Source organism: Paraburkholderia sp. BL9I2N2 (genome assembly GCF_004339745.1).
In the GTDB taxonomy this organism is placed as follows: Bacteria; Pseudomonadota; Gammaproteobacteria; order Burkholderiales; family Burkholderiaceae; genus Paraburkholderia.
Window position 1 is genome coordinate 714,318 of the sequence record NZ_SMGP01000004.1, and the last position, 14,991, is coordinate 729,308.

General features: G+C 63.7%; 15 protein-coding genes. 3 read left to right on the forward strand and 12 right to left on the reverse strand.

All coding sequences use genetic code 11. From position 1 onward, the window contains the following. Nucleotides 1-101 precede the first annotated feature (101 nt). A complete protein-coding gene (locus B0G74_RS39625) occupies nt 102-2,435 on the forward strand; it encodes a bifunctional diguanylate cyclase/phosphodiesterase (protein ID WP_132382505.1) in 2,334 nt (777 codons plus the stop codon). A gap of 48 nt (nt 2,436-2,483) precedes the next feature. Here the strand turns inward: B0G74_RS39625 and hpaI are convergent, their stop codons facing one another. The 7 genes from hpaI to B0G74_RS39660 all read right to left on the reverse strand — a co-directional run bounded on the left by hpaI (nt 2,484) and on the right by B0G74_RS39660 (nt 8,584). Beyond that, a complete protein-coding gene (gene hpaI / locus B0G74_RS39630; RefSeq protein WP_132382507.1) occupies nt 2,484-3,287 on the reverse strand; it encodes a 4-hydroxy-2-oxoheptanedioate aldolase in 804 nt (267 codons plus the stop codon). 21 nt (nt 3,288-3,308) lie between these two features. Further along, entirely contained in the window at nt 3,309-4,112 is an 804-nt protein-coding gene (gene hpaH / locus B0G74_RS39635; RefSeq protein WP_132382509.1) for a 2-oxo-hept-4-ene-1,7-dioate hydratase, read from the reverse strand. Between the two features lie 20 nt (nt 4,113-4,132). Next, on the reverse strand, nt 4,133-4,534 hold the full coding sequence (locus tag B0G74_RS39640) for a 5-carboxymethyl-2-hydroxymuconate Delta-isomerase (protein ID WP_132382511.1): 402 nt from the start codon (nt 4,532-4,534) through the stop codon (nt 4,133-4,135). A gap of 21 nt (nt 4,535-4,555) precedes the next feature. Next, the gene (hpaD, locus tag B0G74_RS39645; RefSeq protein WP_132382513.1) at nt 4,556-5,419 is read right to left on the reverse strand and encodes a 3,4-dihydroxyphenylacetate 2,3-dioxygenase; all 864 of its coding nucleotides are present in this window, start codon (nt 5,417-5,419) and stop codon (nt 4,556-4,558) included. A gap of 85 nt (nt 5,420-5,504) precedes the next feature. Further along, nucleotides 5,505-6,962, reverse strand: a complete 1,458-nt coding sequence (gene hpaE, locus B0G74_RS39650; protein WP_132382515.1) for a 5-carboxymethyl-2-hydroxymuconate semialdehyde dehydrogenase — start codon at nt 6,960-6,962, stop codon at nt 5,505-5,507. Nucleotides 6,963-7,055: 93 nt separating this feature from the next. Continuing rightward, on the reverse strand, nt 7,056-7,814 hold the full coding sequence (locus B0G74_RS39655) for a fumarylacetoacetate hydrolase family protein (protein WP_132382517.1): 759 nt from the start codon (nt 7,812-7,814) through the stop codon (nt 7,056-7,058). After that, nucleotides 7,811-8,584, reverse strand: coding sequence for a fumarylacetoacetate hydrolase family protein (locus tag B0G74_RS39660; RefSeq protein WP_132382519.1), 774 nt, complete (start codon nt 8,582-8,584; stop codon nt 7,811-7,813). The genes B0G74_RS39655 and B0G74_RS39660 overlap by 4 nt, the downstream gene beginning before the upstream one ends. A gap of 135 nt (nt 8,585-8,719) precedes the next feature. Between B0G74_RS39660 and hpaR the strand changes: the two genes are divergently transcribed. After that, a complete protein-coding gene (gene hpaR, locus B0G74_RS39665) occupies nt 8,720-9,172 on the forward strand; it encodes a homoprotocatechuate degradation operon regulator HpaR (RefSeq protein WP_243658538.1) in 453 nt (150 codons plus the stop codon). 22 nt (nt 9,173-9,194) lie between these two features. On the opposite strand, the gene B0G74_RS39670 is transcribed toward hpaR, so the two are convergent. The 3 genes from B0G74_RS39670 to B0G74_RS39680 all read right to left on the reverse strand — a co-directional run bounded on the left by B0G74_RS39670 (nt 9,195) and on the right by B0G74_RS39680 (nt 12,068). Beyond that, nucleotides 9,195-10,334 carry a DSD1 family PLP-dependent enzyme gene (locus B0G74_RS39670; RefSeq protein WP_132382521.1) on the reverse strand — a complete coding sequence of 380 codons (1,140 nt, stop codon included), beginning with the start codon at nt 10,332-10,334 and terminating at the stop codon, nt 9,195-9,197. Nucleotides 10,335-10,354: 20 nt separating this feature from the next. Beyond that, on the reverse strand, nt 10,355-11,026 hold the full coding sequence (locus tag B0G74_RS39675; RefSeq protein ID WP_132382523.1) for an HAD-IA family hydrolase: 672 nt from the start codon (nt 11,024-11,026) through the stop codon (nt 10,355-10,357). Nucleotides 11,027-11,162: 136 nt separating this feature from the next. Beyond that, complete coding sequence (locus B0G74_RS39680) at nt 11,163-12,068, reverse strand: LysR family transcriptional regulator (protein ID WP_132382525.1); 906 nt, start codon at nt 12,066-12,068, stop codon at nt 11,163-11,165. Between the two features lie 200 nt (nt 12,069-12,268). On the opposite strand from B0G74_RS39680, the gene B0G74_RS39685 reads away from it, so the two are divergent. After that, the gene (locus tag B0G74_RS39685) at nt 12,269-13,357 is read left to right on the forward strand and encodes a hypothetical protein (RefSeq protein ID WP_132382527.1); all 1,089 of its coding nucleotides are present in this window, start codon (nt 12,269-12,271) and stop codon (nt 13,355-13,357) included. A gap of 60 nt (nt 13,358-13,417) precedes the next feature. On the opposite strand, the gene aroQ is transcribed toward B0G74_RS39685, so the two are convergent. Beyond that, nucleotides 13,418-13,858, reverse strand: a complete 441-nt coding sequence (aroQ, locus tag B0G74_RS39690; protein WP_132382529.1) for a type II 3-dehydroquinate dehydratase — start codon at nt 13,856-13,858, stop codon at nt 13,418-13,420. Between the two features lie 43 nt (nt 13,859-13,901). Next, nucleotides 13,902-14,969, reverse strand: coding sequence for a Gfo/Idh/MocA family oxidoreductase (locus B0G74_RS39695; protein ID WP_132382531.1), 1,068 nt, complete (start codon nt 14,967-14,969; stop codon nt 13,902-13,904). Nucleotides 14,970-14,991 lie beyond the last annotated feature (22 nt).

Genomic DNA, 14,991 nt, shown 5'->3' on the forward strand with positions numbered 1-14,991 from the left:
CGACAATCTTCGTTCTATTTGTGTGGAAGGCATAAATATTTATCAGACATTTGCCGATATCCATTGGCAGAGTGACCGGAACCAGCCTGATACCTATCAATATGCTTTCCAGCTCAACGCAGCACCCGTCCGACACCGGTTTGCGCGATCGCTTCCACCGGCGCTCGCTCGAACATCAGCGTCCGCTGTCCACCATGACCATGGCGTTCACCGTGGTCGCGTTCCTGTGCTTCATCGGGGCGCGCAATCTCGTCGACGGCCCGGCCGCGCCGCTCGCCTACCGGCTCGCGTGCGCGCTGCTGCTCGGCTTGCTCGTGCTGGCGATTCCGCGCACAAAGTCGACGTGGACCTTCGGCTTCATCGGCGTCGCTTACTCGCAGGTGCTGCTGGTGGGACTCGCGGTGAACATCGCCGGTGTCGCGCAGCCGCTGCTGTGGACGCTGCCCGCCATGGTCGTGATCCCGATCTGCGCCGCGCCACTGTGGCTCACGCCCGCCCACTTCATCACCGGCAGCGTGCTCTTCTATACGACGGCGTTCGCGCTGCTGTTCGGCGCGCCGCTGCCGCATGACGTCGATACCGTCGTGTGGATGTGGATCGCGGCGATCGGCGTGCCGACTTCCGCGGTGTTTCATTTCGGCTTCTACCGGTTTCGCCGCAACCACTTTCTGCTGGAGAGCCAGCTCGCGCAACTCGCCGCGACCGACCCGCTGACCGGCCTGCAAAACCGCCGTGCGTTCGTCAAGCAGGCCGAGCGCCGCCTCGACACCGTCACGCCGGATACGCGGATCAGCGCGATCTTTCTCGACATCGACAACTTCAAATCCTTGAACGACCGCTTCGGCCATGCGATTGGCGACCACGCGCTCTACCAGGTCGCCCAGGTGCTGATGGAAGAGATTTCGGCGGACGACAGCGTGAGCCGGATCGGCGGCGAGGAATTCGCGCTGCTGCTGCGCGACAGCCTCACGGGCGCGCTTCATGTGGCCGAACGGCTGCGCCATGCGATTGCCGCGATCGAGCGGCCGGACGGCCGTCTGACCGCGAGCTTCGGCGTGGCGGAGCACCGCAGCGGCGAAAACATCATGGTGTTGCTCGATCGCGCCGACGAGGCTTTGCTGCGCGCCAAGCACTCGGGCAGAAACCGGGTGTGCGCCGAGCGCGCGCTGCCGCGCGAAGCGCTGCAACTGCTGGCCGACGACGGATCCGACGAGAGCGGGGCGGCAGTGCGGCGGCATCGCTGGGAGGAGTACTACCTCACGTCGCATTTCCAGCCGCTCTACAGTTTGTCGCATCAGAAGCAGGTGGGCTTCGAGGCCTTGCTGCGCGGCGAACAGGACGACGGCACGCTGGTGCCGCCCGCGGTGCTGTTCGCGCCCAGGCCTTCGAGCGACGAAGGCGCGCTCGACCGCGCGAGTCACGTCGTGCATCTGGCCCACGCGCGCAAGTCGCTGCCGGACGACGCGTGGCTCTTCCTCAACATTCTGCCGGCCACGTTCATTGCCGAAGGCTACGCCGATCAACTGGCGAAGATCGTGCGGGCCGTGGGGCTCGAACCTGAACGCGTGATTCTGGAGATTCTCGAATCGCACGGCGGCAGCGTCGACGACATGTCGCGGGCGGCGGCGCTGTACCGCAAGCACGGCTTCCTGATCGCCGTCGACGATTTCGGCGCCGGCCAGTCGAATCTCGACCGCCTGTTCAGGATTCGCCCGGACCTCGTCAAGCTCGACGGCGAACTGATTCGCGCGACGGGCCACGGCACCGAGCAGCCGATTCTGCCCAAGCTCGTTTCGCTGCTGCACCTCGCGGGGATGCTGGTGGTCGTGGAAGGCGTGGAGACCACGGAGGAACTGATTCTCGCGGTGGAATCGAATGTGGATTTCGCGCAGGGCTATCTTCTCGGGCGGCCGGCTAAGGAGATCGCGCCGCCGGAGTCGGTGCATCGGCGTATCGACGAAGCTTTCGATGTGATCGCCCAAGGGCGGGCGCATCAGTACGCGTTGTTCGAAACCGAAGTGGAGCCTTACCGGGTCGCCTTGCGGCTCGCTGCCGATGCGTTGCTGGCCGGCGTGGCCATGGAAGAGGCGTTCGCTTCGCTGGCGAGGTTCGAGCGCTGCATCAGCTGTTTCATCCTCGACGACTCGGGCAGGCAGATCGGTCATGAGGTGCAGGGGCCGGCCTGGAGCACGGACGGGGCGTCGCTGCAACCCGTGGCGAATCCGCGCGACGCGCGCTGGGATCATCGGCCGTATTTCCGCAATGCGGTGTTGTTGCCGGGCGTGGCGGTGTCGAGTAATCCCTATCTGTCGCTGGCCAGCGGCAGGCCGTGTATCGCCGTGACGCTGGCGCTGCAGTTCGCCGCCGAGCGATCCGTGATCGGCGTGGAACTGGACTGGTCGGCGTCGGGCTTGCCGTGGCCCGCGGGGGAATAGGGCGTTTCCCGCGCCGCGGCCCCGCGTGTTTCCGCTGAACGGATTCCTTCAATACCCGCCCTTTGGCGACGCCGCCAGCGCTGCGGTCGTTTTATACGACCCCGCCAGATCCGCCGCCGCGCGGCTCAGCAAACCCGTGTCCGTGCCGACCGCCACGAAGGTCGCGCCCGCTTCGAGATAGTCGGCGGCAATCGCGGGATCGGGCGCGAGGACGCCCGCCGCTTTGCCCGCGCGCCGCACGGTCTGGATGCCGTTGCGAATCGCTTCGCGTACAGTGGGATGGCCGGGTTTGCCCAGCAGTCCCATCGACGCGCTCAGGTCCGACGGACCGAAAAACACGCCGTCGACGCCATCGACCGCCGCGATCGCCGGCAGATTTTCCATGCCCTGCACGGTCTCGACCTGCACCAGCACGCACAACTCGTTTGCCGCCGTGGTCAGGTAATCCGGTATCCGGCTCCAGCGCGACGCGCGCGCCAACGCACTGCCCACGCCGCGAATGCCTTGCGGCGGATAACGCGTGGCTGCAACCGCGTCGGCGGCCTGTTCGGCGGTGTCGATCATCGGCAGCAACAGGGTCTGTGCGCCGATGTCGAGCAATTGCTTGATCGACGCGCTGTCGCTGCGCACCGGACGCACCACCGGATGCGATGCATACGCGGCCACCGCCTGCAATTGGGCGAGCGTGCTGCGCACGTCGTTCGGCGCGTGCTCGTTGTCGATCAGCAGCCAGTCGAAACCGGCGGTGGCCAGCAGTTCAGTCACGTAGGCGTCGGCGAGCGCGGCCCACAGGCCGAATTGCGGTTTGCCTTCGGCGAGTGCGCGCTTGAATGTGTTTTGCGGTAGAGACATGTCGTGTCGACTCGAATGAGCTCAGATGAAATTCAAACCGATGCCGCCCAACGGACCGTAGTCGACGTGGAAGGTGTCGCCTGCGCGCGCGGGGATCGGACTGGTGAAGGAGCCGCTCAGGATCACGTCGTTCGCGTTGAGCGTTTCATCGTATTGGGCGATCTTGTTGGCGAGCCAGGCCACGCCCGTGGCCGGATGATTCAGCACCGCGGCCGCGAGGCCGCTTTCTTCGACCGCGCCGTTCTTGTAGAGCAACGCGCCGACCCAGCGCAAGTCGACATCCAGCGGACGCACGGGACGTCCGCCCAGCACGATGCCCGCATTCGCCGCGAAGTCCGAGATCGTGTCGTAGACCTTGCGCGGCGCCCTGGTTTCGCGGTCGAACTGTTCGATGCGCGCGTCGATGATTTCCACCGCCGGGCTCACGTAAGCGGTTGCGTCCAGCACGTCGAACAGCGTAACGCCGGAGCCCTTCAAGGGTTTGCTCAACACGAACGCCAGTTCGACTTCCACGCGCGGTGCAATGAAGCGGTCCGCGCGAATATCCTGGCCGTTTTCGATGAACATGCTGTCGAGCAGAGGCGCGTAGTCGGGTTCGTCGATCTGCGACGAACGCTGCATCGCGCGCGAGGTGAGGCCGATTTTGCGGCCCTTGATCACGTGGCCTTCGGCGAGCTTGAGCTTGACCCATTCGCGTTGAATCGCGTAGCCGTCCTGCACGGTCATCTGCGGATACGCGGCGGAGAAGTGGCGCAGTTGCGTGCGTGTTTTCTCCGCGTGGTCGAGTTGTGCCGCGAGGTCTCGGATAGTCTGTTCGTCTAGCATGATGGATTCTCTCAGTGCCGCTACTCAGCCTTCAGGCGCGCGTGCAAGTTGTTATGTTTCCAGGTACCGGCTTCGCTGAATTCATTGATCTCCAGCGACAACGCCAGGCCCTTCTGTGCGAATTCGGTGGCGAAGTGCTGCTTGATCAGCGCGAATAGCGCGTCGCCGGTGGCCTTTTTCGCGGCCTCGGAACGGCCTGCGCCGATCTTCAGATTCGCATGCAGGAACGCGGCGTCGGCGCGTCCGTCGGCGATGCAGTACTGTTCGCAGCGCAACGCGCGCACGCGGATGCCGCCGAGCGGATAGACGCGCTGTTCGTTCTCGCGTTGCGCGTCGAGGCACCGCGCGAGCGCGTGGCACAGTTGACCGATACTTTCTTTGCCGGCGAGATTGGCGCTGTATTCGAGTGTCAGATGCGGCACAGTGATCTCCTTCCTTGGAACTCAGGCGGGCAGGGGCGTAACGGGGAAGATCGCGTTGATCTGGCCAGTGCCCGAACTGCCGAAGTAGGGCGTGACGACTTCCACCTTGCCGTCGTAACGATCCCAGCCGAGCGCGCCGAGCAGCATCGCAGTGTCGTGCATGCCGCCTTCGCCCCAGCACTTTTCGTTATAGAGCGGCAGCATCTCGCAGAAGGTTTTCCAGTCGCCGGCTTCCCACATTTCGACCACCCTGCGGTCCATCTGCTCGAGAAACGGACTCCATACCTTGTGCATGAACTGCTCGGCCGTGCCGTTGTTGGCGAAGTGGTGGCTGAGCGACCCGCTTGCCAGAATCGCCACGGTGCCGTCGTAGCGCTCTTCAATGGCCTTGCGCACCGCGAGGCCGAAGCGCGCGCTGGTGTCGAGGTCGTGCCACATGCACCAGCCCGCGACCGAGACGGTTTTGAACTGCTGATCGCCATTCATGTAGCGCATCGGCACGAGCGTACCGTATTCGAGTTCGAGCGTGGTCTCGCTGTGCGCGCGGCTTTTCACGCCCATTTCGTTGGCGACTTCCGCGATCAGGTTGCCGAGGCCGACATTGCCCGGATACGCGTACGGCATGTTCTTGATGAAATGCGGCAGTTCGTTGCTCGTATAGACGCCTTCGAAATTCGGCGCGCAATTGATGTGGTATTCGCTGTTCACGAGCCAATGCACGTCGAACACAACGATCGTATCGACGCCCAGCTCGCGGCAACGCCGGCCGATTTCATGATGGCCGTCGATTGCCGGTTGTCGGCAGCCTTTATGCGGACCGTCGAGTTCGGACAGATATAACGACGGCACGTGTGTGACTTTTGCTGCCAATGCGAGTTTGCCCATCGCGGCCTCCAAGTCTGCTGCCGCGCGGCGCATGAGGCGCTCGCGCTGAAAACACACCGGCGCTTCATGCGCCGGCACCGATGGTTCAAACGCCCCAGCGCGGAATGTGATGTGAGCCTAGCGACACGCAAACATTCTTCGGTTCGAGGAACACTTCATAGCTCCATGTGCCGCCTTCACGGCCCACGCCCGATGCCTTGGTGCCACCGAACGGCTGGCGCAGATCGCGGACGTTCTGGCTGTTGACGAAACACATGCCGGCTTCGACGGCTGCGGCAACGCGCAATGCGCGGCCGCTGCTCTCGGTCCAGATGTAGCTCGACAGGCCGTAGGAGATATCGTTGGCGAGTTTGATCGCGTCGGCTTCATCGTCGAACGGAATCAGGCAGGCGACCGGGCCGAAGATCTCTTCCTGCGCGATGCGCATGCGGTTGTCGACATCGACGAACACGGTGGGCTGCACGAAGTTGCCTTTGCGCATGGCGTCGGGCAGCTCCGGCATGTCGAGCCCGCCGCACGCGAGCGTCGCGCCTTCTTTCGGGCCAAGTTCGATGTAGCTGCGCACCTTCGCCAGATGGCCCTGACTGATCATGGGGCCGACAATGGTGCTGTCGGACAGCGGATCGCCCACGCTCAACCGCTTTGCACGCTCGATGAAACGCTCGGCAAAGCGCGCGTAAATAGAGCGTTGCACGAGAATGCGCGAACCCGCCGTGCAGCGTTCGCCGTTGTTCGAGAAGATCATGAACACGGCGGCGTCGAGCGCGCGCTCGAAATCGGCGTCGTCGAAAATGACGAAGGGCGACTTGCCGCCGAGTTCCATCGAGAACTTCTTGAGCCCCGCGGTTTGCACGATGCGGTTGCCGGTCGCCGTCGATCCGGTGAACGACACGGCATGCACGTCCGGATGCGCGACCAGCGGTTCACCGGTGTCCTTGCCGAAGCCGTGCACCACGTTCAGCACGCCGGCCGGAATGCCCGCTTCGAGCGCGAGGTTGCCGAGCATCGCGGCCGTGAGCGGCGAGAGTTCGCTCATCTTCAGCACCGCGGTGTTGCCGAACGCGAGACAGGGCGCGACTTTCCAGGTGGCCGTCATGAACGGCACGTTCCACGGCGAGATCAGCGCGCACACGCCGACCGGATGGAACAGCGTGTAGTTCAGATGCGTATCGGTGGGATACGTATGGCCGTCGACGCGCGTGCACATCTCGGCGAAGTAGCTGAAGTTGTCGGCGGCGCGCGGTACGAGCTGCTTGCGTGTCTGCGAGATCGTCTGGCCGGTGTCCTTCGTTTCGGTCTCCGAGATCTCCGGCACGTTCTTCGCGATCAGTTCGCCGAGCTTGCGCACCAGCTTCGCGCGTTCCGCGGCGGGCTTGCCGGCCCAGGCGGGAAACGCGTCTTTGGCGGCGCGCACGGCGGCGTCGACTTCTTTCTCGCCGCCTCGCGCGACTTCGGCTAGCACTTCCTGGGTGGCCGGATTGACGGTTTCGAAGTAGTCTTTCGCCGCGCCAGCCTTGCCGTTGATCAGATGTTCGATTCGCATTGCCTTGTCCTTTCTCTTTTTCGATCCCATGACCGCAGTCGAGCCGGAGTTAGTGCTTCAGCACTTACTCCGGTCCCATGCACCGCACCCCGATCAGGCGCGCTTGAAGTCCGCGTCGGATGCAATCGTATTGACGAGACGGCCCAGGCCGTCGATTTCGCAGATCACTTCGTCTCCCGCGTTGACGTTGGCGACGCCTTCCGGCGTGCCGGTCAGGATCACGTCGCCGGGCGCGAGCGTCATGAAGCTGCTCAGGTATTCGATCAACGCCGGGATGTCCGTGACGAGGTCGCGCGTGTTGCCGTGTTGCTGACGCGTGCCGTTCACGAACGTGCGCAATTCGAGTTGCGTGACGTCTTCGATATCGGCGGCGTCGACGAACCAGGGGCCGAGCACCGTGCCGCCGTCGCGATTCTTCACGCGCAGGTTCGGACGGTAGTAGTTTTCGAGGTAGTCGCGGATCGCATAGTCGTTGGCGATCATGTAGCCCGCCACGTATTGCATGGCGTTTTCGCGCTTCACGTTTTTCGCGGTTTGGCCGATCACCACCGCCAATTCGCACTCGTAGTGCATGAAGGTGACGTCGGCGGGGCGGCGCGTCACGCCGCGATGACCGACCACCGTGCCCGGTCCCTTGAGCAACACGAGCGGCTCTTCCTGCTTGTTGAACTGCAATTCCTTTGCATGCTCAGCGTAGTTCAGGCCGAGTGCGAAGATCGTGCCGACTTCGATCGGCGCGAGCCACACCACTTCATCCTCGCGACGCACGCGGCCATCCGCGAGGCGCACGCCATCGGCGTCGGGATACGCTTCGTGAATCGCGCCGGCATACGCAACACGGCCGCGCATCATGGCTGTTCTCCTTCTTGTTCTTCGGCACCGACGAACGACACCGTGAGCGGCGGCATCGCGCCGATCGACAGCGTGGCCGTGTCGCCGATATGCGCAACAGGCGAACCGTGCGGTACGCCAAGCGTGATGACGTCGCCCGCGCTAAGCGTCATGAAATCGGTCACGTCCGCGAGCAGTTGCGCCACGTTGCGCACCGACGACGCGGTGCTCGCCGTGAACGCCTCCCGTGACCCGAGTTGAACCCGGATCGCCAGATTGTCCGGCGTCGCGACATGACGCGCCGCAACCACCGCCGGTCCGACGACGCAGAAACCGTCACGCGCCCGGAACCGCACCGATGGCCGGTACACGCTCGCATGCGGCACGCTGAGATCGGCGATCAGCGTATAGCCGGCGATGTAGTCGAACGCCTGCGCCACGCTAACCCGTGTTGCAGTGCGGCCGATCACGATGCCGAGCGACGCGCCGACTTCCACGCCCAACGCATCGTCCGGCACGACGACCCGGGAGCGATGCCCGGCGAGCGTATTGCGCGGCTTCAGATAGAGCACCGGCGCTTTCGGCGGCGCTTTATATGGCGCGGCGTGCACCGCGTCGCCCAGCGCTTCGAGCGCGGCGCGGTCGTTCAGCAAGGTTCCATAGACAGCGCCGCCAACCGGCGCGCGGCAGGCCGTGCCGCGTGCGAGCAGCGCGGCCGCGGTGCGCGCATCCACGTCGCGTGGCAACGCTTCGCCTTCGGGATGCAGCAGATGATCGGCTAGTGCAAACATAAATTAGCTGTCTCTCGGCAAAAACACTAACATGTTAGTAGTATTGCGCTTGATATCATCCATGGTCAATAGCCTGTCGGCTGATCGCGGGTTTTCCCTTAAGCTTCGACGGCTGCTTTTTAATCATCTTCCAACATGTCCGCCTCCGCCTCGACCCGAGTTTTGCACCGCAACCTGCCGATGTTGTTGCTGCGCGCCAGAGAAAAAATGATGGAGCGGTTTCGTCCGTTGATTACCGCACATGGATTGACCGAACAGCAGTGGCGCGTGATTCGCGCGCTCAACGAGCACGGTCCGATGGAGCCGCGCCACATTTCCGATATCTGCACGATTTCGAGCCCGAGCATGGCCGGCGTGCTCGCGCGCATGGAGAGCATGGAACTGGTGACCAAGGAGCGTTTCGCCGAAGATCAGCGCCGCGTGCTGGTGTCGCTGACCGATACGAGCGTGGAATTGGTGCGCGTGATTTCGAAGGATCTCGAAGCGCACTACCGCGAACTGGAGCGCAAGGTGGGACCGGAGATCGTCGAGCGCGTGTATCGCGCGGTCGACGATCTGCTGGCGGGTCTGGAGGAAGAGGACGAGTGATGTAGCGGTTCAGATGCTCGCTTCACCAGCCCTGAAAGCGCCGCCACTCCACACTGTTGCCGTCCGGCGCCACCGCGTGATACTCGGGAAACTGCGCGCCGGTGGCGCACGCGTGATTTGGCAGAATGCGCAGTTTCATGCCGATCGGGAAGCGCTGCGTGACATCGTCGGCGGCGTCCGCGTTTTCAACTATCGGCGACAGAATGCCGTGCTCCTGGTTGGCGCCGCTGACCACGTACCCGGGCAGCGGCGTGCCGTTCAGCAAACACGGCTGGCCGTAGCCGAAATCGTGCGACTGCTTCGACGTGCCGCGATCCCGGCTCATCGCCATCCAGCCCGCGTCGAGAATCGCCCAGCCCTTGTCCGCCTGATGACCGATCACGGTGGCGAGCACGCTGAGCGCGATGTCGTCGAGCGCGCACACGCCGATGTTGTGCATGACGAGGTCGAACAGCACGTAGACACCGGCGCGCACTTCCGTGACACCCTCTAACTGCGTGGCGGCGAGGGCAGTGGGCGTCGAGCCGACGCTGACCGCCGGGCATGCAATGCCGGCTTCGCGCAACCGCTGCGCCGCGCGCACGCAGCCCGCGCGTTCCTGCTCAGCGAGCGCGGCGAGCGCTTCCGGCGTATCGAGCTCGTAGCTCGAACCGGCATGGGTCATCACGCCGCCCACCTTGACGCCGTTCTCATGCAGAATCCGGCCCACTTCGAGCAGCGTGTCCTGTTCGGGTGTGATACCTGAGCGGTGCCCGTCCGTATCCACTTCGATCCACACTTCGAAGGTTTCGCCGTGCTGATCGCCGTATGCGGCGATGGCCGAGGCGGCGGTCGGATTGTCCACCACAATCTTCAGATTGCAGCCCTGGCGGCGCAGCGCGAGCGCTCTCGGCAGCTTCGACGGGGCCATGCTGACGGCGTAAAGAATGTCGTCGACACCGGCGGCGAAGAACGCCTCCGCTTCCTTCAACGTGGACACCGTGACGCCGCGCGCGCCGGCGGCGATCTGCGCGCGGACCACGTCGATGCACTTGGTGGTCTTCACGTGCGGACGAAACGCGACGCCGAGCGTGTTCATATGCCCTTGCATTCGCGCGATGTTCCTTTGCATCCGTGCGATGTCGATCAACGCGGCTGGGGTTTCAATCTGGTCGAGTTTCATGCTTTCACCGGGAAATGGAGTCATGCGGAGTCATGCTGGTTCGTGCCGAAGCGAGCGAGCCACGGAACGAGCGAATCGAGCGTCGGCGATTGGATCTCGGGCGGCTGTGCGCCGCTTACGAGCGGCAGGCCGACGCGGTTGTGCCAATACGTCCGCAAGCCGACGGCGGCGGTGCCGAACATGTCGTAGCTGGAGCCGGCCACGAACGCGGCTTCATGGGCACGGACGCCGAGTTTTTCGAGCGCGAGGCGGTACGGCAGCGGGTCCGGTTTATATACGCCGGCTTCTTCGGCGGTGACGATCGCGTCCCAGCGGACCGGCAAGAGCTGGGCCGCCTGTGTGCCGAGACGCGTGGAGCAGTTGGTCACGACCGCCAGCTTGCAATGCGGCGCGAGCGTTTGCAACGCGTCGACGGCGCCGCTCCACGGCGTGAGCGTCAGCCAGTCTGCTTCGAGCGCGAGCGCGGCGGATTCGGGCAGGCCGACTTGTGCGGCGGCTTCGCGCACCAGTTGTTCATACGCAATGTATGAGCCGCAGCCGTAGGTCAGCCGCAGATAGGCGGCGCGCCATGCACGGCCCGCCTGTTCGGAACCGGCCGCGCGATTCCATGAGGTCCACGAGTCGAGCAGGGCGGTCAGGAGGTCGAACAGGACCGCTTTGGGATAGGCGGCAGGCACAGAGGCACGAGTCATGATTGATTTGACCAGCAACGGACGGTGAGCTGATTATAAAGTTTCATCAGCGGCGCGGCGTTCAGATGGCTTAACTCTTAGATTCAGTCAGAATGAATGATCCAGCTTACGTCTTCCTGCAAGCGGATTTCGACACTTATCTCCGCCAGGGCGGCTGCGGCCTGAACCTGCTTTGCAGATACTGCATGAAATGACGGGTGCGCGCCGGCAGGCCCGCGCGTTGATGCGTGAGCGCCATGACGTCGGCATCGGGCGCTTTCCATCCCGAAAGCAAGCGCACGAGCTTGCCCTTCGCGAGATCGTCGGCCACGTCCCATTCGGAGCGCAGGATCACGCCGCGCCCTTCGCATGCCCACTGGCGGATCACATCGCCATCGTTGCAGCTCAAATGAGCAGACACGCGCACGCTGCGGCGCGTGCGGCCTTTGCTGAACTGCCATAGCGAGACATCTTCGTTGTTCTCGCGCAATACGATGCAGGGCAGCTTGCTCAATTCATCCGGAGAATCCGGCATGCCCACTCGCTTGATCAGCGCGGGCGCCGCGCAGACGAAACGCGCATTCGGTGCAATCGTGTAGCCGATCAGATTCGACACCGGCAACTCGCCGATATGCACGACGATATCGAAGCGGTCCATCGTCTCGGTCAGAGGCTTGTCGGAGAGCGTAAGCGCGACGTCGACATCCGGATTCCGCTGCTGGAAATCGGCAATCGCGGGCGCGAGGTGCCGCCGCCCGAACCCCAGCGGCGCATTGATTTTGAGCGTGCCGACGAGTCCGCCGCGACGCATCTGCAGGTCTTCGAACAGCGCGTCGAACTGCTGGACGAGGTCGGCGCCGCGTTCGCACAGCAGCGTGCCTTCTTCCGTGAATTGCAGGCGGCGCGCCGTGCGGTTCACCAGTTGCGCGCCCAGTTTCTTTTCCAGTTGCTGAAGTCGCTGCGTGACCGCCGAGGGCGACAAGCCCAGCTTTCGCGCCGCGGCGATCAGGCTGCCGCTTTCGCGCAGCGTCAACAGGAAGCGGATATCGGCCGAATCGTTCATGTGAGCGACGTTTGAGTTCGGAAGTCTGGCAGCTTAAAGCGTTTGGATGCGCGATTCCAGTTCAGTCTGGCACGCGCGCCGACGAATGCGGTGCGGCTTGCAAGGTAAAGTGATGCTTCTGTCATGCACGCGGCGGCGTGAGCCGCTAAAGTATGCGTTTGCGCCGCTTACCTGTTGCTTTCATTTGAAGAGAAGTCCACATGCCGTTGTCCATTGAGCCGTCGAATGGCCCGTCAACCGATGCCGTGCGGAACACCGCCTTGAAACAGGCGGTGTTTCTGCACACGGGCTGGCGTAGCGCGGGAACGTGGGTCTGGTCGCGTCTGCGCGAACTCGACAGCGTGACCGGCTTTTATGAGCCGCTCAGCAACGTGCTCGCGGACCTGAGCCTGGCCGATGTGTCGGCGTCGCGTCCCACGCTGACATCGGGCCATCCGCCGCTTGACGCGCCGTATTTCCACGAATATCGCCCGTTTCTGCGCGAGGGCGCTCGCGGTGTGGACGGATATCGCAGGGGTTTCAGTCTCGATCGTTTCGCCAGCGTGCCTGATGCGGAATTTCCGGCATTGCAGGCCTATCTACGCATCCTGTGCGAGCGCACCACCGAACAGGGCAGCGTGCCGGTCTTCAAGTTTTGCCGCTCGTCCGGCCGGCTGCCGTGGCTGAAGCAGGTTTTTCCGCAGGCCATGCATGTGGGCGTGTTGCGAAATCCGGCCTCGCAGTTCGCATCGGGGTGGCTGCTCAGTCAACAATGGAGCAATCCGTTTTTCGTGGCCGCGCCGTTTCGTGTGCTCGGGCTGAATCAATCGGACCCGCTAGTCAGGCAGGCCATCGAGATCTGCGGCGTGAGCTTGCCGCCCGCGGCGCCCACTTCGGACGACACTTATGCAATGGCGTGCGAGCACTATGCGCGCACCGCGGAAGGCAATAACGCGTATCGGGCATTCGTCGCGCTGTGGATTCTGTGCGCGTTGCGCATGGCGGACGGTGTCGATCTGCTGATCGATATGGACCGGATTGGAACCTCGCGCGACTACGCGGCGGATCTGCGCGCGGGGTTCGACGCGCAGAGCGGCTTGTCGCCCGATTTCAGCAGCGCGCGCGATCTGGTGGAGGAGACGCGTCGCGGCGCGGCGCGCATGAGCGGAATCGACGGACGGGCGATGCGCACCGTGCATTCCGCCGTGCTCAAATTCCTCAAGGCGCAGGGCGCCGCCGACGCCGCCTTTGTCGAAGTGATCCGCGAGAAGATGGTGCTGGCCAACGAGCTGACTGATGCATGGCGCTGATGGAGCATTCGCCGCGCACGGTGAACGACTCCGGGCGCGGCGACGCGAGATCACCGTTATTTAAGCGGCCGTCGCCGATACAGCCGCTCGCAGCCCCAGCAGATAACTCTCGACGCCAAAGCCGCAAATCTGCCCTTTGACGACTTCGGCAAACACGGAAACATGCCGGAACGCTTCGCGCGCGTGGATGTTCGACATGTGAATTTCCACCACCGGCACCGTCAAGATCGCCAGCGCATCGCGAATGCCGTAGCTGTAATGCGTCCATGCTCCGGCGTTGATCATGACGCCGTCGGCATTGTCCGTGAAAGCCTGGTGGATGCGTTCGCACATGGCGGCTTCGCTGTTGGTCTGAAAGCTCTCGACCTGCACGCCCAGTTCCTTGCCCAATGCCTGCAGGCTGCTGTCGATTTCGGCGAGCGTCACGGTGCCGTATTGCGCGGGGTCGCGCTTGCCGAACATATTGTGGTTGATGCCGTGAAGCATCACGAACGTTTTCATGGGGCGTTCCTGGAGTAATGGATTCAGTAAAGGCGATGCGATATCAATGCGCTGCTGCGACCGCGGGCGTCGTGCTGACCACGGAACCGGCATTGGCCGCTTCCACGATTGCCTCGGTGATGCGCAGATTCTGCAGGCCGTCGCGGGCGCTCACGAGCGGTTTCACCTCTTGTCGAATGACGCGCACGAAATGTTCGAGCTGAAGCTTGAGCGGATCGTCGCGAGTCATCTCGGCAACGCCGACCGCGAACGGCTTCCACCACGAACGGTCCTCGGCCTTGCCATAGGTTTTCAGGCGCATGGTGGGCACGGCGAGCGAACCGAAGGTGCCCGCGATGACATAGCAGTCTTCGTCCGGATACGACGGATAAGCCTTGTTTTCCTGCGACGTCTGCTCCCAGCTACGAGCACTCGCAGCCGTGTCCGACAGCATGAAGCTGCCGAGCGCGCCGCTCGCGAAGCGCAGGTTGATCGCCACCGTGTCTTCGACCGGAAAACCGCGTGTGGCGTGCGACGAAAACGCCTGCACGGCCACGATATCGCCGCACAGCATGCGCAGGTTGTGCACCTCGTGAATCATGTTCAGCAGGATCGGCCCGCCGCCCGGCTCGCGCCGCCAGGGGGCGTCGGCGTAGTACTCATCCGGTTTGAAAAAGACCGCGCTGCCCATCACCGCGACCAGTTTGCCGAGCCGGCCTTCGTCGATCAGCTGCTTCGCGCGGGCCATGATCGGACTGTGCGCGCGGTGATGCCCGATCAGCAACGGCACGCCGCAGCGCTCGGCTTCGGCGACCAGTGATTCCGCTTCATCGACCGTGGATGCGATCGGCTTTTCGAGCAGCGTCGGCACGCCGGCCGCGAGACAGGTCAGCGCGTGCTCCACATGCAACTGGTTCGGCGTCGCCAGAATCACCCCGTCCGGGCGGTCCCGTTCGAGCAGTTCGTCGAGCGTCCGGTAAAGCGGCACGCTGGTCTGGGTAGCGATCGCCTGTGCCGCCGGCGACGGGTCGACGATCGCCGACAACGAGCACGTGCCGCTCTGCCGCGCGACAGCCATGTGAGCGCGGCCGATGTAGCCCGCGCCGGCCACGGCGATCCGGGTCCTGTTCATGGATCGATTCCTTCGAAGTTCG

Coding starts and splice junctions, on each gene's coding strand:
- B0G74_RS39625 (WP_132382505.1), top strand. CDS start 102: ATGCTTTCCAGCTCAACGCAGCACCCGTCCGACACCGGTTTGCGCGAT.
- hpaI (WP_132382507.1), bottom strand. CDS start 3,287: ATGTCTCTACCGCAAAACACATTCAAGCGCGCACTCGCCGAAGGCAAA.
- hpaH (WP_132382509.1), bottom strand. CDS start 4,112: ATGCTAGACGAACAGACTATCCGAGACCTCGCGGCACAACTCGACCAC.
- hpaD (WP_132382513.1), bottom strand. CDS start 5,419: ATGGGCAAACTCGCATTGGCAGCAAAAGTCACACACGTGCCGTCGTTA.
- hpaE (WP_132382515.1), bottom strand. CDS start 6,962: ATGCGAATCGAACATCTGATCAACGGCAAGGCTGGCGCGGCGAAAGAC.
- B0G74_RS39655 (WP_132382517.1), bottom strand. CDS start 7,814: ATGATGCGCGGCCGTGTTGCGTATGCCGGCGCGATTCACGAAGCGTAT.
- B0G74_RS39660 (WP_132382519.1), bottom strand. CDS start 8,584: ATGTTTGCACTAGCCGATCATCTGCTGCATCCCGAAGGCGAAGCGTTG.
- hpaR (WP_243658538.1), top strand. CDS start 8,720: ATGTCCGCCTCCGCCTCGACCCGAGTTTTGCACCGCAACCTGCCGATG.
- B0G74_RS39670 (WP_132382521.1), bottom strand. CDS start 10,334: ATGAAACTCGACCAGATTGAAACCCCAGCCGCGTTGATCGACATCGCA.
- B0G74_RS39675 (WP_132382523.1), bottom strand. CDS start 11,026: ATGACTCGTGCCTCTGTGCCTGCCGCCTATCCCAAAGCGGTCCTGTTC.
- B0G74_RS39680 (WP_132382525.1), bottom strand. CDS start 12,068: ATGAACGATTCGGCCGATATCCGCTTCCTGTTGACGCTGCGCGAAAGC.
- B0G74_RS39685 (WP_132382527.1), top strand. CDS start 12,269: ATGCCGTTGTCCATTGAGCCGTCGAATGGCCCGTCAACCGATGCCGTG.
- aroQ (WP_132382529.1), bottom strand. CDS start 13,858: ATGAAAACGTTCGTGATGCTTCACGGCATCAACCACAATATGTTCGGC.
- B0G74_RS39695 (WP_132382531.1), bottom strand. CDS start 14,969: ATGAACAGGACCCGGATCGCCGTGGCCGGCGCGGGCTACATCGGCCGC.